Origin of the sequence: Nocardia sp. NPDC051929 (genome assembly GCF_044548645.1) — a bacterium.
Taxonomy (GTDB): domain Bacteria; phylum Actinomycetota; class Actinomycetes; order Mycobacteriales; family Mycobacteriaceae; genus Nocardia; species Nocardia sichangensis.
The window spans coordinates 23,821-41,458 of record NZ_JBIUCG010000032.1 but is presented as its reverse complement, the minus strand read 5'-3'; the positions used below and the strand labels follow the sequence as shown (position 1 = coordinate 41,458).

The 17,638-nt window shown below is 70.3% G+C and carries 18 protein-coding genes and 1 riboswitch; of the genes, 6 read left to right on the top strand and 12 right to left on the bottom strand.

What is annotated here, in order from left to right:
* Nucleotides 1-30 precede the first annotated feature (30 nt).
* Genes ACIHAX_RS34280 through ACIHAX_RS34250 form a run of 7 tightly spaced genes read right to left on the bottom strand, consistent with a single transcriptional unit; the run spans nt 31 to nt 7,028 of the window.
* Nucleotides 31-1,035, bottom strand: coding sequence for an ABC transporter permease (locus ACIHAX_RS34280; protein ID WP_355079611.1), 1,005 nt, complete (start codon nt 1,033-1,035; stop codon nt 31-33).
* 2 nt (nt 1,036-1,037) lie between these two features.
* Nucleotides 1,038-2,657, bottom strand: a complete 1,620-nt coding sequence (locus ACIHAX_RS34275) for an ABC transporter substrate-binding protein (RefSeq protein WP_355079613.1) — start codon at nt 2,655-2,657, stop codon at nt 1,038-1,040.
* The gene (locus tag ACIHAX_RS34270) at nt 2,654-3,766 is read right to left on the bottom strand and encodes an LLM class flavin-dependent oxidoreductase (RefSeq protein WP_364437168.1); all 1,113 of its coding nucleotides are present in this window, start codon (nt 3,764-3,766) and stop codon (nt 2,654-2,656) included. The genes ACIHAX_RS34275 and ACIHAX_RS34270 overlap by 4 nt, the downstream gene beginning before the upstream one ends.
* A complete protein-coding gene (locus tag ACIHAX_RS34265) occupies nt 3,763-4,278 on the bottom strand; it encodes a GNAT family N-acetyltransferase (protein ID WP_397281758.1) in 516 nt (171 codons plus the stop codon). The genes ACIHAX_RS34270 and ACIHAX_RS34265 overlap by 4 nt, the downstream gene beginning before the upstream one ends.
* Before the next feature lie 4 nt (nt 4,279-4,282).
* Complete coding sequence (locus tag ACIHAX_RS34260) at nt 4,283-5,242, bottom strand: ABC transporter substrate-binding protein (RefSeq protein WP_355079619.1); 960 nt, start codon at nt 5,240-5,242, stop codon at nt 4,283-4,285.
* Nucleotides 5,243-5,256: 14 nt separating this feature from the next.
* Entirely contained in the window at nt 5,257-6,024 is a 768-nt protein-coding gene (locus tag ACIHAX_RS34255) for an amino acid ABC transporter ATP-binding protein (protein WP_355079621.1), read from the bottom strand.
* A complete protein-coding gene (locus ACIHAX_RS34250) occupies nt 6,021-7,028 on the bottom strand; it encodes an amino acid ABC transporter permease (RefSeq protein WP_356965186.1) in 1,008 nt (335 codons plus the stop codon). The genes ACIHAX_RS34255 and ACIHAX_RS34250 overlap by 4 nt, the downstream gene beginning before the upstream one ends.
* A 27-nt stretch (nt 7,029-7,055) precedes the next feature.
* A riboswitch (SAM riboswitch) is annotated at nt 7,056-7,149 on the bottom strand.
* Between the two features lie 395 nt (nt 7,150-7,544).
* On the opposite strand from ACIHAX_RS34250, the gene ACIHAX_RS34245 reads away from it, so the two are divergent.
* Complete coding sequence (locus ACIHAX_RS34245; RefSeq protein ID WP_355079624.1) at nt 7,545-8,252, top strand: hypothetical protein; 708 nt, start codon at nt 7,545-7,547, stop codon at nt 8,250-8,252.
* Nucleotides 8,253-8,278: 26 nt separating this feature from the next.
* Here the strand turns inward: ACIHAX_RS34245 and ACIHAX_RS34240 are convergent, their stop codons facing one another.
* The 5 genes from ACIHAX_RS34240 to ACIHAX_RS34220 all read right to left on the bottom strand — a co-directional run bounded on the left by ACIHAX_RS34240 (nt 8,279) and on the right by ACIHAX_RS34220 (nt 13,364).
* The gene (locus ACIHAX_RS34240) at nt 8,279-9,445 is read right to left on the bottom strand and encodes a glycosyltransferase family 2 protein (protein ID WP_364437158.1); all 1,167 of its coding nucleotides are present in this window, start codon (nt 9,443-9,445) and stop codon (nt 8,279-8,281) included.
* A 35-nt stretch (nt 9,446-9,480) separates the two neighbouring features.
* Nucleotides 9,481-10,263 (bottom strand): LppM family (lipo)protein, encoded by a 783-nt coding sequence (locus ACIHAX_RS34235; RefSeq protein ID WP_397281754.1) that lies wholly within the window; start codon nt 10,261-10,263, stop codon nt 9,481-9,483.
* Nucleotides 10,264-10,343: 80 nt separating this feature from the next.
* A complete protein-coding gene (locus ACIHAX_RS34230; protein ID WP_397281752.1) occupies nt 10,344-11,183 on the bottom strand; it encodes a carotenoid biosynthesis protein in 840 nt (279 codons plus the stop codon).
* Nucleotides 11,180-12,745, bottom strand: coding sequence for a phytoene desaturase family protein (locus tag ACIHAX_RS34225; protein WP_397281750.1), 1,566 nt, complete (start codon nt 12,743-12,745; stop codon nt 11,180-11,182). Before ACIHAX_RS34225 ends, ACIHAX_RS34230 begins: the two co-directional genes overlap by 4 nt.
* Before the next feature lie 7 nt (nt 12,746-12,752).
* The gene (locus ACIHAX_RS34220; protein WP_355079632.1) at nt 12,753-13,364 is read right to left on the bottom strand and encodes an N-acetyltransferase; all 612 of its coding nucleotides are present in this window, start codon (nt 13,362-13,364) and stop codon (nt 12,753-12,755) included.
* Nucleotides 13,365-13,534: 170 nt separating this feature from the next.
* Here ACIHAX_RS34220 and ACIHAX_RS34215 point away from each other — a divergent pair, with 170 nt between their 5' ends.
* From ACIHAX_RS34215 to ACIHAX_RS34195, 5 genes are all read left to right on the top strand, one after another.
* Nucleotides 13,535-13,975, top strand: a complete 441-nt coding sequence (locus ACIHAX_RS34215; RefSeq protein ID WP_355079634.1) for an SAV_6107 family HEPN domain-containing protein — start codon at nt 13,535-13,537, stop codon at nt 13,973-13,975.
* 261 nt (nt 13,976-14,236) lie between these two features.
* The gene (locus ACIHAX_RS34210; RefSeq protein WP_039797093.1) at nt 14,237-14,644 is read left to right on the top strand and encodes a DUF3040 domain-containing protein; all 408 of its coding nucleotides are present in this window, start codon (nt 14,237-14,239) and stop codon (nt 14,642-14,644) included.
* 403 nt (nt 14,645-15,047) lie between these two features.
* Nucleotides 15,048-15,479, top strand: a complete 432-nt coding sequence (gene mraZ / locus ACIHAX_RS34205) for a division/cell wall cluster transcriptional repressor MraZ (protein WP_355079635.1) — start codon at nt 15,048-15,050, stop codon at nt 15,477-15,479.
* A 184-nt stretch (nt 15,480-15,663) separates the two neighbouring features.
* Nucleotides 15,664-16,638 (top strand): 16S rRNA (cytosine(1402)-N(4))-methyltransferase RsmH, encoded by a 975-nt coding sequence (rsmH, locus tag ACIHAX_RS34200; protein WP_397281747.1) that lies wholly within the window; start codon nt 15,664-15,666, stop codon nt 16,636-16,638.
* A 121-nt stretch (nt 16,639-16,759) separates the two neighbouring features.
* Nucleotides 16,760-17,548 carry a hypothetical protein gene (locus tag ACIHAX_RS34195; protein ID WP_397281745.1) on the top strand — a complete coding sequence of 263 codons (789 nt, stop codon included), beginning with the start codon at nt 16,760-16,762 and terminating at the stop codon, nt 17,546-17,548.
* The last annotated feature ends 90 nt before the right edge of the window (nt 17,549-17,638 follow it).

Sequence of the window (17,638 nt, the reverse complement as noted above, 5' to 3'; positions counted from 1 at the left end):
AGCCCGGCGTTACGAATGACGGGAGCGTGGTCAGGCACGGACGATCGCCTCCTCGGCGGTGTCGGCGGCGGTCTGCTCGGACTCGCCGCGCACACCGCGAGAGCGGGCGGCGATGCGCGGGTCGAGCAGCGGATACAGCAGGTCCACCGCCAGATTCACGCTGACGAACACCACTGAGGTGAGCAGCACGATGCCCTGCACCACGGGGATGTCCTGCGCCAGCACCGCGGTCTGGGTCAGCCGCCCGACGCCTTGGCGGGCGAAGACGGTCTCCACCACCACCGATCCGGCGAGCATGTTGCCGACCAGGACCCCCGCGATGGTGAACGCGGGCACACTGGCCGGGCGCAGCACGTGCGTGCGCCGCACCCACCAGCGCGACCCACCCTTGGCCAGGGCCACGTCGACGAACGGCTGACGCCAGGTCGTCTCCAACCCGGCGGTGAGCACTTGTGCGATGACCGCGCCGATCGGCAGGGCCAGGGTGAGTGCGGGCAGCACCGTGCCGGCGAAACCGTGTCCGCCGAATGCCGGAGCCAGCCGCAATTGGAACGAGAACACTTGCAGCAGTAGCAGTCCGGTCCAGAAGGTCGGCACCGAGACGCCGAGCGACGGCAGCGCGGCCAAAGCGTTGCGCAGCCAGGGCCGCCGGGTCTGGGTGGCCGCGAACGCCAGCGCGACGCCGCCGACGACCGCGAAGAGCAATGCGGTGCCGGTCAATTCGAGCGTGGCGGGCAGCGCGTCACCGATCGCGCCGGTGACCGGCTGCCCGGTCGCGATGGAATGCCCGAGGTCGCCGCGCACGGCGTGCCCGAGCGCGGTCGAATACTGTTCCCACAGCGGCCGATCCAGCCCGTAGCGGGCCTGCATCTCGGCGATGGCGGCCTTGTCCACCGGCGTGCCTGCGCCGCCGCCGTCGGCCGCGATCGAGATCGGGTCGGCGGGTAGCAGGTACAGCACAACGAACGACAGCGTGAACGCCGCCCACAGCACCCAGATCGCCTGCAGTGCCCGCAGGGCCAGATAGCGCGCCATGACTACCGTCCGCTCAGCCAGGTGTCGAAGAACTGCAATCGGGCGGAGGCTTCGAACTTCAGATCGCGCGTGTTCGCGCTCGCGCCGATCGCCTGGGACAGCTCGACGGTCGGCAGCTGCAGTCCGGCGTCGAGCACCTGTTCCTGCGCGGTGCGGATAAGCCCGTTGCGTGTCGCGGCGTCGACGGTGCTGACCTGCCCGTTCAGCGCGTCGTCCAACGCGGGTACGGGGCCGCGCGCGTTGAGATTGCGCCCTTCGAGGCCGAAGGTGGTGCGCAGGATGTCACCGTCGGCGCGAGTGGTGTTGCCGTAGAAGGAATCGAAATCCTTGCTGCTCTGGCGCGCCGTGGCCTCCGCCGACGACACCAGGTCCAGCTTCAGCTCGACGCCGACCTGCCGCAACTGCTGCTGCACCAGTTCGAGGATCGCCTGGTTGCCCGCGAACACCTGGCTGAACAGCACCGAGAACGACAACCGCTCGCCGTTTTTCGTCCGGACGCCGTCCGCGCCGGGCAGCCACCCGGCCTGATCCAGGAGCGTGCGCGTCTTCGCCGGGTCGTAGGCCAGACGCGCGGAGAGGTCGGTGTAGCCGGGTGTGGTGCTGGCGAGTGTGCTGGTGGCGGGCTTGAATTGCGGGCCGAGCACGGTGTCGACCAGTTGCTTGCGATCGATGGCGGGCAGCAGGGCCCGGCGCACCGCCGGATCGCGCAACGGACCTCTGGTGACGTTGAGCTGCAAGCCGAACGGCACACCCGGGTTGGCGGTGCTGAGCACCCGGCCACCCGCCGCTTCGATCTGCGGAGCGTCCTGCGGCAGCGCGTCGCTGATCGCGTCCAGCTGCCCGGAGGCGAGACTGCCGGTGCGGACGCCGGATTCGGGCACCACGGTGAACTCGATCTTGTCCAGGTAGGCCTCGCCCCGATGGGCGAACACCGCCGAACCCCAGTGGTAGCCGGTCCGTTTGGCCAGCGTCACCGCGGCGTCCTGGCGGTAGGCCGCGTAGGTGAACGGTCCGCTGCCGACGTTGTCGCCGAGGCAACGCTGCTCGGCAGGCTTGGCCGTGGTCACGTCGGCCAGGATGCCGAGCGCCGCGGTCGAGGACGCCTGCAGGAATGGTGCGTTGGGCTTGCTGAACTCGACCCGGGCGGTGAGCCGGTCCACAGCCGTGGTCCCGACGTAGCCGGTGAGGTAGCTGCTGCCCAGCGGCGCCTTGCCCGAGCCGATCTTCACTACCGAATCGAACGTGTTGCGCACCGATTCGGCGGTGAGCGGCGTGCCGTCGCTGAAGGTGACGCCGTCGACGAGGTGGAAGGTGAAGACCTTCGCGTCGGGGCTCGTCTCCCAGCTCTGCGCCAGCCACGGCTTCAGCTCGCCGGTGGCCGGGTCCTGGTCGGTCAGCGAATCCACGATCTGCCGGGCGACGTACAGCGTCTGATTGGTGCCCGCCTGGGCGGGATCCGAGCAGGTCGGCGCCTGCGACAGGCCGTAGCGCAGTACACCGCCCGGCTGGGGCGGGCCCGCGTCGCCGCCGGGCGCGGCCGAATCACTGCCGCAGGCGGCCACGGTGGTGGCCGCGGCGAGCGCGCCGGCCAGCGCGACGATTCGGTGACGGGTTCGGATCACGGGGCAACTCCAGATACTTCGGGGCGGGGGAGCTCCTCGCCCTGGTCGGGGTCGGTATCGGCGACACCGGTCGCCAACGGTCGGCTGGGGATGCGGCGGCGCAATTCCGGCGCCACCTCGGCTTGGAACAGCTCGAGGCCGTCCAGGTACTGCCGCTCGGGGCGGCCGTCGCGTTCGGCGGACAGGTGGATCACCTCGTGGCCGAGGTGCTCGTGCTGGCGGCCGACCTTGTCGATCACCTGCTCCGGGCTGCCGATCAGCGCCGAACTGCGGGCCACGTAGTCGTCGAGGGTCTCGAACACCACCGGCAGCCCGCGTTCGCGCGCCAGCGCCAGCCGCGCTTCGAAGATCGGCGCGTAGGCCGCGAGCGCCTCCTGCGAGGTGCGCGACACCTGGAATCCGGCGGTGCCCGCGCCGACCAGCGCGTCGGCGGGGTCGTGGCCGTGGAACGCCCAGCGCTCCCGGTAGTGGCGCACCAGCTCGGCATACGGCTCGATCGGGTTGGTGACGTTCGCCGAGAACAGTGGATCACCGTGGCGCGCGGCCAGTTCCACCGATTCGCGGCTGGTGGCGCTGCCGTGCCAGATCCGGATCTTCGGCTGCCACGGCCGCGGCAATGCTTTGGCCTCGCGCAGCGGCGGACGGAAGCGCCCCGACCAGGTCACGCTGTCACCGGCCCACAGGGCGCGGAACAGTTCGTAGCCTTCGCGATTGCGGGCCCACTGGTCGTCGGGCGTGACGTGGTACAGCTGCGCCTGTGCGGCGCCGTTGCCCTTGCCGATGATCAGCTCGAGCCGCCCGCCGGACAGGTTGTCCAGCGTGGAGTAGTCCTCGAAAGCGCGCACCGGGTCGAGCAGGCTCAGCGTGGTCACCGCGGTGAACAGCGTGATCCGCGAGGTGAGGGCAGCCAGGTGGGACAGGATGACCGGCGGCGCGGCGGACAGGAACGGCTCCTCGTGCCGCTCGCCGACGGCGAACCCGTCGTAGCCCAGTTCCTCGGCCAGCCGCGCCTGGCCGACGACGTCGCGCAGGCGTTCCCGGGTGCCGGGCAGGCGGCCGGTCCGCGGGTCGGGTACCCGGGTCACCAAAGTGAACAGCAGGAACTTCACGCGATCGCTCCCAGCGCGGGCAGCTGCTTCTCGAAGGGATGCGGCCCGATCTGTTCCGCGGGCAGGTCCGGGTCGTAGAGCGCGCGGTAACCGGCGGCGAGATAGAGGCCGACCGCTTCGGGCTGACGCGGTCCGGTGGTCAGGTAGATCCGCCGGTAGCCGCGGCGCGCGATCTCGGCTTCCAGCTGCTCGAGTACGAACAGTCCGAGCCCTTGCCTGCGGTGCTCCCGCGAGGTCCAGATCCGCTTCAGCTCCGCGGTGTGCGCGTCGTAGCGCTGGAAGGCGCCGCCCGCCACCGCTTCTCCGTCGCGGGTGACGACCAGCAGCGCGCCGTGCGGGGGCGCGAACGCGGTGGCCGGGTGCTCGCGCAACGAGGCGTGCACCTCGCCGGGCGTGCGACCGTAGCGGCTGCTGTACTCGAGGGCGAGTTCGGCGAGCAGGGGCGCGGCCAGGGGGTCGTCCTGGGTGACCCGGTGCACGCGCAGCGTCGGGGTCGAGAGCGGTTGTGTCATCGGCTCAGCGCTTCTTCGGCAGGCCGGGCGGGTTGATCCGCGATTCGGTGACCGTCTCGCTCTGCAGGCCCCAACGGTCGATCACCTGCTGATATGTGCCGTGCTCGATGGCGTAGGCGAGCGCGTGCTGCACGGCGGTGATCAGCCCGTTGTCCTTCTTGGTGAGCACCGCGATCTCGCCTTGCAGCGCCTCGCCCGCACCGGAGAAGGTGCCCACGATCCTGGTCTGCTTCGCGGTGGCCGCGTGGTAGATCGCCGTCGGGTTCGGGCCGAGGTAGCCGTCGAGCCGCTGCGAGGCCAGCGCCAGGTAGTAGTCGGTGGTCTGCTGGAAGTAGGCGATGTCGATCGGGGGCAGGCCCTCGGCCCGGTTCTGCTCGTTCCACTTCACCAGCAGCTGCTCCTGGTTGGTGCCGCTGCCGACCCCGATCCGCTTGCCCGCCAGGCTCGTCCGATCCTTGTATGCCAGCTTGCTCTGGATCGGCACCTCCAGCGCGACGTTGTCCTTGCGGTAGGTCGCGAAGTCGTACTTCTCCTTGCGTTCCTCGGTGACGGTGACGTTGGAGATGAACGCGTCCACCTCACCGGAGTCCACCCGCACGAAGTTCTGCGACCAATCGGCCACCTGCGCATCGAGTTTCAGGCCGAGGATGTCGGCGACCAGCGAGGCGAAGTCGATCTCCGAGCCGACCACCGTCCGGTCGTCGGTGGCGTAGAACCGCAGCGGCGGCGCTGCCCCGGACGTGCCGGTCACGACCAGCGTGCCGCGGTCGCGGATCGCCTTCGGCACCTCGGCGGCGATGGCATCGACCTTGGCGGCCCGAACGCGGCCGGACTGGGCGGGGGAGAGGTCGAAGGTGACCGAACCGGCGGGCTGCGCGGCGTTGTCCGCCTCGGGTTCGGTGCAGCCGGTGGCCAGCAGCACGACCGCGGTCGCGGCGGCGGTGACCAGGGCGGAGAACTTCATCGGATACCTGTTCGTCAACGGACTCGGGAAAGGAACGCGCGAGTGCGCGGGTGTTCGGGATGGTCGAGAACGACCGAGGGCGGGCCCTGCTCGACGATGACGCCCTCGTCGAGGAACACCACGGTGTCGGCGACCTCACGGGCGAAGCCGATCTCGTGGGTGACGATCACCAGCGCGGTGCCGCCGTGCGCCAGATCGCGGATCACGTCGAGCACTTCGCCGACCAGTTCCGGGTCCAGCGCGGAGGTGGGCTCGTCGAACAGGATCACGCGGGGGCGCAGCGCCAGCGCGCGGGCGATCGCCACCCGCTGCTGCTGCCCGCCCGACAGCCTGCGCGGATACGCGTCCGCCAGGTGCCCGATGCCGACCCGATCCAGCAGCAGGCGTGCCTCGCGCTCCACCTCGGTCCGATCGCGCCGCTGCGCGGACAGCGGTGCGAGCGTGACGTTGTCGAGCACGGTCAGATGCGGGAACAGATTGAACTGCTGGAAGACGAAGCCGATCCGGGAGCGCTGCTTGCGCACCGCGTGGTCGGGCAGCGCGTGCAAGCGGTCGCGCCGCAGCCGATATCCGATCAGCTCGCCGTCGATGTGCACGGTGCCCGCGTCCAGCGTCTCCAGATGGTTCACCACGCGCAGCAGGGTCGACTTGCCCGACCCGGACGGGCCGATCACGGCCACCACCTCGCCGGATCGCACGGTGAGATCGATGCCGCGCAACACTTCGTGCGAGCCGAAGGATTTCCGGACGCCGCGGACCTGCACGGCGGGTGTGGCGCTCATCGGGTCGCTCCGCGCGGTGCGGCGGGACCGGCCTCGGCGACCTCGCGCAGCTTCCGCCACGCGCGTTGCAGCGGCGTCGGCGGCGGCGTGCGGTGCGCGCCCTTGGCGTAGTGGCGTTCGATGTAGTACTGCGCCACCGAGAGCGCCGTGGTGAGCACGATGTACCAGACCGTCGCGACCATCAGCAGCGGCACCACCCGTCCGTTGCGCCCGTAGATGACCTGGACCTGGTAGAACAGCTCGGCGATCGCCATCACCGACACGATCGAGGTGCCCTTGAACAGGCTGATCACCTCGTTGGCCGCGTTCGGCAGGATCGAGCGCATCGCCTGCGGCACCACCACCGTGCGGAATTGCCGCAGCCGTGGAATCCCCAAGGCGGCGGCGGCTTCCAGCTGACCAGCGTCCACCGAGATGAACCCGGCCCGGATGATCTCGGCCGAATACGCCGCCTGATGCAGCGCCAAGCCGATCACGGCGGCGGTGAAACCGCTGATCACCCCGTTCACCTCGAAGGTGAACAGCGCGGGCCCGAACGGGATGCCGACCGAGAGGGTCCGATACAGGTAAGCGATGTTGAACCAGAACAGCAGCTGCACGATCAGCGGGATCGAGCGGAATGCCCAGATGTAGACCCACGCGATCACCCGCAGCACCGGGTTGTTCGACAGCCGGGCGATCGCGAGCGCGGTGCCGAGCAGAAAACCCAGCGCCGTGCCCCACGCGGTCAGCTCCAAGGTGACCCGCAGCGCCGACAGCACCGACTCGGCCGTGATGTACCGCGCGAACGTCGGCCAATCCCAGCCGGGATTGGTGGCCAGCCCGTGCACGAACTGGGCGAGCAGGATCAGCGCGACGGCACTGATCACCCAGCGCCAGGGATGCCGGGTCTTCGCGACGGTCGGCGTCGTGCCGGTCTCGGCGGGGGCCGGTGTTCCGGTCGGGTCCGGTTCGGTCGGCGCGGCGGCCTCGGGGGCGGCGTCCGGCGCGGTGGACGCGCTCATGACGGGTCCTCGATGATCACTTCGGTTCCTCCATCGGTCCCGGCGGAAGCACCCGCACCCGGTGACCGGGGGGTTGCTGCGACGTCGACGAGCCAGGTCTCTCGGTCGCTCTGGATGGTTGGCGCCGACCCCCCTTCAGCGGATGTCAGGGGCGAGCCGAATCATGATGCCCAGCAAGGGAAGCCTGGAACAAGAGAAGTAATCACCGTGAGCGTAGATCTTGTCGACGCCGATTCATCGGATCTTTGTAGTAACCGGGCGTGCGCTGCTCTGCCGAGGGCGAGGTGAGTTTCCGCGCTTCGCCGATCCAGGGCGCGTGGCGCCGGACTGGGATGGTCCGATGCAGCATACGGCTATCGCTGACGCGGGGGAACGCCGGTGGGCGACGCGGAGGTCCGTTCCGGGCAAATCCGGGCAAACAGGACTCGCCACGAAATTGCTGTGTGCAATCTCGGCTGCTGATTGCGTTTGCCGGAGTACTGTCCCCCTCGATCGTTCCGCCGATGAGGAGGTTTCGTGACCATATTGCGCCGTCTGACCCAGTTGTCCGCTGTCGCGACCAGTTCGATCGCCTTCGTGCTCGCCGGGCCGGGGGTCGCGTTCGCGGCTCCGGATGCCACGATTCCCGCGTTTCCCGAGGACTCCGTGCCGATCGCCGCCCCCGGTGACCTGTTCGGCGCGTATCAAGCCGCGCTCGACGCGTTGCGCGCGCTCGGTATCCAGCCGTTCGCGTACCCGAGCGCGTCGGCGTTCTGCCTCGACAACACCACGGCCGGTCTGGCGCCCGCCGTGGCAGGCGCCATTCCGGGGCCGTGGCCGAAGACCACCGTCCAGATTCCCGGCCAGGACCTCAGCGCCGTCAAGGCCGGGCAGGCCATGTTCACCTTCGTGCCCTACGGGCTCGGACCGGACGGCCCGAATACCGCCGGAATGCAGGTGAGCTGGCTGAATCTGAGTACCGGTCGCAGCGGCACCGCCGCCATGGGGCCGCTGCCCGAGGTCGCGCGTTCGATGGTTCCCGCGGCCGTTCCGCCGGACCAGCGGCCCGCGGCCGAGCAGGCGATCCGGGACTTCCTCGTCGCGTCCCTCCCGATGGGCGGGGTGCGCGCGGTCCCGGTGGACACCGGGAAGGGCACCGTGCTCGCCGCGATGTTCGGCACGGTGCAGAACGGCGCCAAGTCCTGCTTCTTCCTGCCGACGGTGGGAATCACCCCGGTGCCATGAGATTTCCGTCACCGCGGCACGGCTGCTCAGGGAAGCGGCCGACCTTTCCAGCGCGCCGTGCCGCGGCGACGGGCCAGGTGTGACCGCACCCACAAAAGCAGATACACCGCCACCGACACCGGATGCGCGACGGCGGCAGGCAGATCCGAAGGTTTCAGCGGGCCGCCGGTTTCGGTCGAGCGGGCCAGCAGTCGCCCGGCGACGGCGGCGAGCCAGCCGGCCAGGCCCGCCCGGCGGTGCGCCCCGCGGCCGAACACCGCCACTGCGGGCGGCACCCAATAGGCAAGGGCGGCAACCAGTCCCACCGCCGCTCCACCCGTTATCGTGCCGTCGTAGGCCGACCAGAGCCAGCGGGAGTAGCCCGCGTCCAATTCCGCAGCGTCGCGATACATCCTGGTGCGGGCCAGCGGTCCCGCGGCCACCAGAACCGTGGAATGACCGGCTCGCCGCAGCGTACGGGCGATGTCGAGGTCTTCGGTGACGCTTCCGGCCACCGCCGTGTGGCCGCCCACCGAGCGGTACGCGGCGTTGTCGAACACGAGGAACTGCCCGCAGGCCACCGCCGTGGCGGGCCGCAGGCTCCGGTCGACCGCGGTGACCGGCAGCGTCGAGGCCCACGACCAGCACAGCAGGGGCTGCACCAGCGCCTCCGCCACCGAGCCTGCCACCTGCAGCGGCCAGGGGGAGACCAACGCGGCGCGTCGTTCGCGCAGCGCGCCGACCGCCGCCGCGAGCGCCGTCGGGGCCAGCCGCACGTCGGCGTCCAAGAAGATCAGCACCGGCGTCGACACCTCCTCGGCCAGCCGGACGCAGGCGGCGGCTTTTCCGGTCCAGCCGGGGACCGGATCGGACTCACTGTGCAGCAAGGTGAAACGCGGGTCGCCGTCGATCGCCGCGCGGGCCGCGGCGCCGGTGTCGTCGGTGGACGCGTCATCGAGGACGCGTACCGCCATGCGCGGCACGCCCACCTGGGCGCGCAGGTCGCCGATCAGCTCGGGTAGCCGGTCGGCCTCGTCGCGCGCCGGGATACAGACCGTGACCGGTTCGATCACCGTCGTCGGGGTGTTCGTCAACCGCCGTACGGTGATCCGGTTGTACAGCGCGATGCCCGCGCCCAACACGGCGACCGCGGCGGCGAAGGACGGCAGGATCGAGTTCGCGCGCAACGTCTTCGGCAGGTCGGCACTCACCATGTGGGCCACGCTATCGCGGCACACCGACCTGTCGCTCAGCGATTCTGCGTCACCGAGCGCCACCAGCGGCTGAGCGAGAAGCCGACCTCCGGCGCGCCGGGCGCGGCGGGGTTGCGGTCCATGTACGCCATGGCCGCGACGATGGCGGCCACCGCGAGCGTGATGCCGCCCGCGATGCCCGCCCAGCCCGCGAACGAGCGGGTGTTCGGGTCGGCGTAACTGACCTCGGCGCGCAATGTGGAGACATCGCCGGGCGGCAGCTTCCAGGAGACGACGTTGTCGCCCTCGCGGCTGCCGTTGGTCTTTGCGACGCGGGCCGGGAACGCGATGGTGAACTGCACGTCCGAGCCGTGCGGCGGCACCGATTTCAGATCGACCCGCCCGCTCAGGCTGACCAGGTCGCCGGTGCGCTGGAATTGCAACTGGAACATGCCCTGGGTCTGCTCGGACAGCCCGCCGAGCTGCTGCACCTCGCCGAACGACAGATCCTCGAAGAAGACCTGGCTGCCCATATATCCGTCCTGGGCGTACGGCTCCACCCGCACCTTGGCGGCCAGCGTCTCGGGCGCCTTCAGCTGCGGGCCCTTGTCCCCGGCGTCGGCGGGCACCACGGCGGCGACGATCCGTCCGGACACCCGGTCGTTGGACGAGACCCCCATCGAAACCTGGACCCGCAGGCACGCTGCGAGCATCGGGACCAGCATCGCCGCGAGCAGGACGACCGAAGCGGCACGCGCGGCACGGCGTGGGACCCGCCGCAGCGGGCGATCCGGGGTATCGAGCTTCGTGGTGACGGGACTCGGCTGCACGGGTGACATCGTGCCAGGCCGTCCGCCCGGAATGAAACGCGCCACTCATCGCGCGCGTCGGCGCGCCGAGTGCGGGGAATCACGCCGGGTCAGCGGCGCGCGCGAGCCAGGACGACGAGCAGGGGAACACCGAGCACACCCATACCGGCGAAACCGTATCCGGCCGACGGCAGGAGACCGAGGAACACCGCGTGGGCCAGCGCCGACCCCAGCCAGGTCCACAGGAAGAAGGCCACCGGTACGGCGACCGCGATCGCGCGGCCACCCGGTCGCGCTACCCGTACGGGATCCGGAGCCGCTCGCTCCCAGAGCGCCAGCAAGCAGCCCATCACGAGCGCGACAGCGAACCAGCCCAGGTAGTTGGTCACCGGAATCAGGTCCAGCCCGGGCAGGCCGGAGTGGGTGTCACACCAGGCCCACTGCCCGTCGGTCACCATCTGCGAATCCAGGAAAAGATCCCAGCCCACCGCGCCCACCGCCGTCGCGAGGACCCGCGTGACCGTGTGCCGTGACAACAACCTGGCCACCACCCACACCGGATACATCCCGCCGGTCCAGGCCAGCGGGACGAGCAGCGGGACCGTGAGCAGAGCGGGCCCGAGCCGGTCGGTCGCGTACTCGTAGCAGCCGAACGGTATGCCGGTCGCGGTACCGATCACCTCGGCGGTGAGCCCGACGCCGGAGACGATGATCAGGAAACCGACGGCATAGCGCAACCCCCTGGTCGCGGTCGCGTGCGCCAGCGCGGCGGCGGCGGAGAGCAGCACGACCGCGACGGTGACACGGTCGCGCGCACCACCCGCGGCGAGTGGGTAACCGATCTGCGCGACGATCGTCAGCACGATCAAGGCGAGTGGCAGCAGAAAACGCGCGGAGCGGTATCGGAACCGTTCTGTCGCCTCGGGCGGCAGTTCGCCCGAATCCGTCATCGTCGCAGCCACCGCGACAACCTGGGCCGGTTCAGGTCGCGCAGCGCGAGTGCGGCGGCCGTCCGTCCGCTGGCGCCGGAGACGCCGCCGCCGGGATGGGTGGACGCGCCCGTCAGATACAGTCCCGGCGCGCCGGGCACCCGCTGCCCCGCCAGCTCGGGCAGCGGACGCCACAGCATCATCTGGTCCAGCGACATCTCCACGTGCATCACGTTGCCGCCGACGAGCCCGAGTTCGCGCTCCAGGTCCACGGGTGTCTGTACGTGTCTGCGCAGCACCGTCTCCGCGAAACCGGGCGCGTAGGAATCGACTTCGGCGATGATCCGGTCGCCTTCCCGCTGCGCGAGGCCGGCCCAGTCCGCCCCGGAGGCCGGTCGGTACGGGTGCCATTGCGCCCACAGCGACAACTGGTGCTCGCCGGGCGGCGCGATGGTCGGATCCACGGCGCTGAAGCTCATGGCCAGCACGACCGGTCGCGGCGGGAGGTCACCCGCCAGCGCCGCGCCGTGCGCACGACGCAACTGCGCGCGATCGGACACCAGCAATTGCAGGCCGCGGGCGGAGTGATCGATCGGACTGCCGGGATAACGGGGCAGCGCCGAAGTGGCGGCCCGCACCACCATCCCGATCCCGGGACCGACGCGGATGCGCGTGCGCCAGTCGTCGAGCACCGCGCCGTCGAAGCCGCCGTCGCGGAGCAGGTCCAGAGTGGTCAGCACGTGGCAGCCCGCGATCACGGTGCTCGCGCGCAACTCTCGGCCCGAGGCGGTGCGCACCCGCCAGCGGTCCCCGTCGCGACGCAGGGCGGACACCGCGTCGCCCGCGGTCACCACCCCGCCGTCGGACCGCAGCCGCGCCACCAGCGCGGTGGTCAACGCCCCGCTGCCGCCGACCGCGCGCCCCGGCGGCAGCGTGTGCATGAGCGCGGCGAAGCCGACCATCGGCGCCGTGCCCGGCTCCGACATCGGCGGCCCGGACTGCGCGCCGAACCAGGCCAGCGACGCCTTCAACCGTTCGTCCTCGAAGAACGCGTCCAGCAGGGCGTCGCCGGATTGCAGGAACTCGCGCGAGAGTGCGCTGCCGCCGTTCCTCGCGTCCAGTCCCCAGAACGACCGCACCAGCCTGCCCGGCGTAGGTGCGCCGCCGAACGCCCGCATCACCCTGGCGCTGCGCGGACCCCACACCCGGACGAACCGGCGGTAGGCGTCCGCGTCCCGCGGGCCGCAAGCCGCGGCGATGGAGGCGCAGGTCGCATCCAGGTCGCGATGGAACACCAGGGCGGGGCGATCCGCGTGCGCGGGCGTGAAACCCCATGGGTCGCAGTCGATGTACCGCAGGCCGAATCGGTCGAGTTCGAGGTCCTCGACGATGCCGGTGTGGCGGATCATGATGTGCGCCGACGAGCCGCGATCGACCCGGTGGCCGGGGAATCGCTCGACCGTCGACACCGCTCCGCCGAGGACCTCGTCGCGTTCGAGCACTTCGACCTCGTGCCCGGCGCGGGCGAGGTAGCACGCGGCCACCAAGGCGTTGTGGCCCGAGCCGACGACGATCACCGTCACGTGATCCTCACAGCGGCAGCCGCCTGCCGAGGATCGCGAACGGCCGGTTGTCGCCCGCGAAGACGAAATTGCGGACCACATCGGTGAATCCCTGCCTGCGATACAACCGCCAGGCGCGGTTGTCCTCACCGGCGACCTCGGGCGTCGACAGCAGCACCGCCCGCTCGGTGCGGTCGCGCAGCAGCCGTTCCAGCAGCGTGCCGCCGATGCCGCGGCCCTGCGCGGCTGGATGCACATGCAGCTCGGTGAGCTCGAAGTAGTCCGAGAGCAGTTCGCGCGCGGAATGTTCCGGCCAACCCGAACGCCGCATTCCGCTGTGCACCTGCTGATGCCACCACTGGTGCGCGGCGCCGCGATAGCCGTAGGCGATCGCCACGATCGGCGCGTGGCGCAGATCGATCCGGCCGGAGTCGTCGGGCAGCACCGCGGCGACCGCCTGCCAGCCGGGCCGGGTGGTGTGCTCGGTCCACATCGGCGCGCGATGGTTCTCGGTCCCGCGCGGATAGTCCATGGCGGCCACGTAGACCGCCAGCGCGTCGTGCAGCCGGGAGCGCAGGGCCGCCACCGAGAGATCGATGACGGCGGGTGCGGGAGTGTGATTGGGCTTGACGGCGGTCATGGCTCTCGTCGGTCGCGCGGACGCGGAAAGTTGTCGGTGGGCGTCTCTATATTGAAGCTCAATTCAAACGTTCGAATACCTGTTCGGTCCGGGCGGTGCTGGAAAGCGGTGGGGCACGCCGTCTCCAGCGCCGCATACGGGCCAAGGTACGCGAGGGTGGAGGAACGGCGATGTCTGGTCGAGTGGAGCATCCGGGCCGGCCCGGCCGGGCCGGCAAGTTGCTGGAGCGCGCGGACGGGTTGCTCATGCAGGCGGCGGGGGAACGAGATCCGCGGGAACGGTTCCGCACCGCCTACCTGGCGGCGCTGCGCGGGGCGGGCGCGGTGATCGCGCTCACGGGCGCCGACACCGCGCCGAGGGCGCGCTCGCGCAACGCGTGGGTGCTGATGCAGCGCGCCGCGCCGGAATTCGTGATGTGGGCGGACTACTTCAGCGCGCGGTCGGAGATCCGGGCGGCACTGGAGGCGGGCCTGGACCGGAATGTCGACGAACACGAGGCGGACGAGTTCTCTTCGCGGGTGGCGGCATTCCTCCACGACGTGGAAGATCTCCTCGCGGCATCGGCCCGGTTGCGGCCCGCCCCTGGAATGACCGGCGGTATGACCGCTTAGTTATCGGCGTGTTGGCCTACCTTCACCTTCGCCCCGGCGACGGGCGGGCTGGTTACGGACTGGCTCTGACTGTGCCCATGAGGCGTACCTCCGCCTTCGCTGCGGCCGTGCGCGGGCTGATGACGGACTACGTCCGACTGTGCCCATTAGGTGGTCTGGCCCTGATCGAACTCGTATCATTGGTGACAGATGGCCGCCAAGGTCGGCTATCTGTCGTCTACCCGGAGGCGACAGCCACGTCCTAGTGCCGGGGGAGGTACCGTGCCACTCTCCGAGCACGAGCAGCGCATGCTCGAACAGATCGAGAGCGCTCTCTATGCTGAGGATCCCAAGTTCGCCTCGTCCGTCCGCGGCGGACGGCTACGTTCGACCTCGAGTCGTCGCAGACTCCAGGCCGCGGCGTTGTTCGTCCTCGGCCTCTTTCTCCTCGTCGCAGGCATCGCAGCGCCCGTGAAGCCCGGCGGCTTTCCGATCATCAGCCTGATCGGCTTCATCGTGATGTTCGGTGCAGGCGTGCTCCTGCTGCTGGGCACCTCCAAGAGCATCGCCAAGAACGACCGGTCCGGCGGGCAGGCGTCCTCCGGCGGCGGGCGAGGGCGCCAGCGCAAGTCCGGCGGTTTCTCCGAGCGTATGGAGGATCGCTTCCGGCGGCGGTTCGAGCAGGAATAGCTCGCCCGTAGCCTGACAACTTCAGCACGACCGGCGACGCCGCACCGCGATGGTGCGGCGTCGCCGGTTCGTGTGTGTAACCGATCACGCCGCGAATGATCTTCGGGTCCGACTTCCCTCTCGCCCCACACCTCCCCACGAACTTCCCCCACTTCGCCCCCTCCGGTGCCACACCAGGGGGTTTGCTGGGTGTTTTCGGGCGTTTGTCGCCTGGGGCGGCGCGTGTCGGCAGAACTCGCGAAAGTTCTCCACGCCGGTGATAGCTGACATGACCTGCGGAATCGTCTGAGTCGGGAGCCAGATCACCGCTTGTTTCGATTGAAAGTGGGGGAAAGTGGGGTAATGTGGAGCGCGCAGTACTGAAGGGCCGACCATCGAGGTGATCGAATAGGGAGGTATCGAGATGTTTCTCGGTACCTACACACCTCGCTTGGACGACAAGGGGCGACTCACGTTGCCTGCGAAGTTTCGAGACGATCTGGCGGGAGGGTTGATGGTCACGAAGGGGCAGGACCACAGCCTTGCCGTGTACCCGAAAGAGGAGTTCACCGCGCTCGCCCGGCGGGCCGCGGCCGCGTCTCGAAGCAATCCGCAGGCCCGTGCGTTCGTCCGGGCACTCGCGGCCGGAACGGACGAGCAACGTCCGGACGCGCAGGGCCGGATCGTGTTGTCCGCCGACCATCGTCGCTACGCCAACCTGGACAGGGATTGCGTGGTGATCGGTTCGGTCGACTTCCTGGAGATTTGGGACAAGCAGGCGTGGGAGTCCTACCTCGCCGAGCACGAGGAGGACTTCTCGCAAGCCAGAGACGAGTCGCTGGGCGGAATCTTCTAGCCGCGGGCGCGCGAGTGCCACGCGGTCTCTGCCCGGACGCGGACCCTGACGTACTTCCCCGACGCCAGGTGCCGAAAGTTCGGTCAGAGACCACGGGGCATTCGTGTCCGTATGGAAAGCACTGTGTATCAAGGCGACCCGTGTGCGGTGCGCGACGACGCGAGGCAGACTCCGGGAGGTCTAGGTGAACCGTGAACAGCGCGGTCCCCGCCATGTTCCGGTTCTGCTGGAGCGAGCCGACGCGCTGCTCGGTCCGGCCTTGGCCGAGCCGGGCGCGGTCTACGTCGACGCGACACTCGGCCTCGGCGGTCACGCCGAGCATTTCCTGAGCACCTACCCGGGCCTCCGTCTCGTCGGGCTCGACCGCGACACCACCGCGTTGAAGCTGGCTGGCGAGCGGCTCGAGCCGTTCGCGGACCGAATCACGTTGGTGCACACCCGCTACGACGGCATCGTCGACGCGTTGGCGGAGGCCGGCTTGCCCGCCACCGGTTCGGTCTCGGCGATCCTGATGGACCTGGGCGTCTCCTCCATGCAGTTGGACGAGGCCGACCGCGGCTTCGCGTATTCCGTCGACGCCCCGCTGGACATGCGGATGGACCCGACCAGCGGGCCCACCGCCGCCGATGTGCTCAACACCTACAGTCACGGCGATCTGACCCGGGTACTGCGGACCTACGGAGAGGAACGCTTCGCGAGCCGGATCGCCGCCGAGGTGATCCGGCGTCGGCAGAGCAAACCGTTCCACACCAGCGCCGAGCTGGTGGAGCTGCTGTACGCCACGATTCCCGCGGCGACGCGCCGCACCGGAGGGCATCCGGCCAAGCGCACGTTCCAAGCGCTGCGGGTGGAGGTCAACGGGGAGCTCGACTCGTTGCGAGCCGCGCTGCCCGCCGCGCTCGCCGCGCTGCGGGTGGGCGGCCGCATCGTCGTCATGTCCTACCAATCGCTGGAGGACAAGGTGGTCAAGCACGAGCTCGCCGCCCACACCGCGTCCAGGACGCCGGTGGGCCTGCCGGTCGAGCTTCCCGGCATGGGACCGGAGTTCCGGATGCTGACCCGTGGCGCGGAGAAGGCGACCGAGCAGGAGGTCGAGGACAACCCGCGGGCGGCCCCGGTACGCATGCGCGCCGCCGAGCGGATCCAGGAGGCGCGGTGAGCGATCAGTGCCCGCATCGCGCCGGCCGGGTGCGGATGTCCCGCAGCGGTAGCGGAGGCCGGATGAGACAGCGGAGCGCTGTGCTCGCCCGGCATCCCCGGAGGACAGAGGAGGGGAATCTATGAGCGTGCGGACGAGGACCGTCGAAGCGCCGGGCCGGGTCGCCCGGCGGGTCCAGGACGCCGAGCGGGTGAAGTCGGGCGCGGCGCAACGCGCCTATGCCCGGCGGCGAATGCGCGAAAGTGGTTCGGACAGCGCGTTCCTGCCCACCGTGCGGCGCTCGGCGATGGCGGCGCGCATCCCGTTCGTCACGGCGATCATCGCCCTGCTCGGTTGCGGCCTCGCGCTGACCTTGCTGCTGACCACCCGTGCCGCCGAGGACAGCTATCAGCTCGGCGACGCGCGGGCGACGAACCGGCGGCTGGCCGACGAGCGCGCGGCCCTGCAGCGCGAGGTCGAGGTCGCCGATTCGGCCCCCGAACTGGCCCTGCGGGCGCGTGAACTGGGCATGATCCCGGCCAAGGACCCGGCTCGCCTGCTGGTCGGTCCCGACGGCTCGGTCACGGTGATCGGCAAGCCCGCCCCGGCCGAGGGCACTCCCGTGCCGCCGCTGAACGCCTCGCCTTCCGCGCGGGCGCCGAGAGGGGAGCGGGTGGTGCCGGTCACCACCACGCCCGGTGCTCCGGCGCCGGGTCAGCCGAACACGGGATCGCAGAACAACGCGCAAGTGAACTCGGCGCCCACGGCCGCGAGCCCGGCCCCGACTTCGGCGATCAACCCGCCGCAGCCCGGAGTGCCCGCGGCTTCGGTCACACCGCAGGTCACTTCGCCCCAGCCGCCCGCGGAAGCGTCGCCGCAGCAGGAAGCCGCGCAGGCCCCGGAGGCGGTGCCCGGCGGAGCCCCGCAGTGACGCATCCCAGGCCCGCGCCGCGCAGGCGCGGGCCCTCGGCGCCCCGCACCACGGGCGGGCCGCGGCCACCGCGCTCAGCTGTCTCGGACG

What these genes read in the sequence shown, in the direction of transcription:
- ACIHAX_RS34250 (WP_356965186.1), bottom strand. Translation starts at nt 7,028, where the DNA reads ATGAGCGCGTCCACCGCGCCGGACGCCGCCCCCGAGGCCGCCGCGCCG.
- ACIHAX_RS34195 (WP_397281745.1), top strand. Translation starts at nt 16,760, where the DNA reads ATGAGCGTGCGGACGAGGACCGTCGAAGCGCCGGGCCGGGTCGCCCGG.
- ACIHAX_RS34260 (WP_355079619.1), bottom strand. Translation starts at nt 5,242, where the DNA reads ATGAAGTTCTCCGCCCTGGTCACCGCCGCCGCGACCGCGGTCGTGCTG.
- ACIHAX_RS34220 (WP_355079632.1), bottom strand. Translation starts at nt 13,364, where the DNA reads ATGACCGCCGTCAAGCCCAATCACACTCCCGCACCCGCCGTCATCGAT.
- ACIHAX_RS34265 (WP_397281758.1), bottom strand. Translation starts at nt 4,278, where the DNA reads ATGACACAACCGCTCTCGACCCCGACGCTGCGCGTGCACCGGGTCACC.
- ACIHAX_RS34230 (WP_397281752.1), bottom strand. Translation starts at nt 11,183, where the DNA reads ATGACGGATTCGGGCGAACTGCCGCCCGAGGCGACAGAACGGTTCCGA.
- ACIHAX_RS34240 (WP_364437158.1), bottom strand. Translation starts at nt 9,445, where the DNA reads ATGGTGAGTGCCGACCTGCCGAAGACGTTGCGCGCGAACTCGATCCTG.
- mraZ (WP_355079635.1), top strand. Translation starts at nt 15,048, where the DNA reads ATGTTTCTCGGTACCTACACACCTCGCTTGGACGACAAGGGGCGACTC.
- ACIHAX_RS34235 (WP_397281754.1), bottom strand. Translation starts at nt 10,263, where the DNA reads ATGTCACCCGTGCAGCCGAGTCCCGTCACCACGAAGCTCGATACCCCG.
- ACIHAX_RS34255 (WP_355079621.1), bottom strand. Translation starts at nt 6,024, where the DNA reads ATGAGCGCCACACCCGCCGTGCAGGTCCGCGGCGTCCGGAAATCCTTC.
- ACIHAX_RS34280 (WP_355079611.1), bottom strand. Translation starts at nt 1,035, where the DNA reads ATGGCGCGCTATCTGGCCCTGCGGGCACTGCAGGCGATCTGGGTGCTG.
- ACIHAX_RS34215 (WP_355079634.1), top strand. Translation starts at nt 13,535, where the DNA reads ATGTCTGGTCGAGTGGAGCATCCGGGCCGGCCCGGCCGGGCCGGCAAG.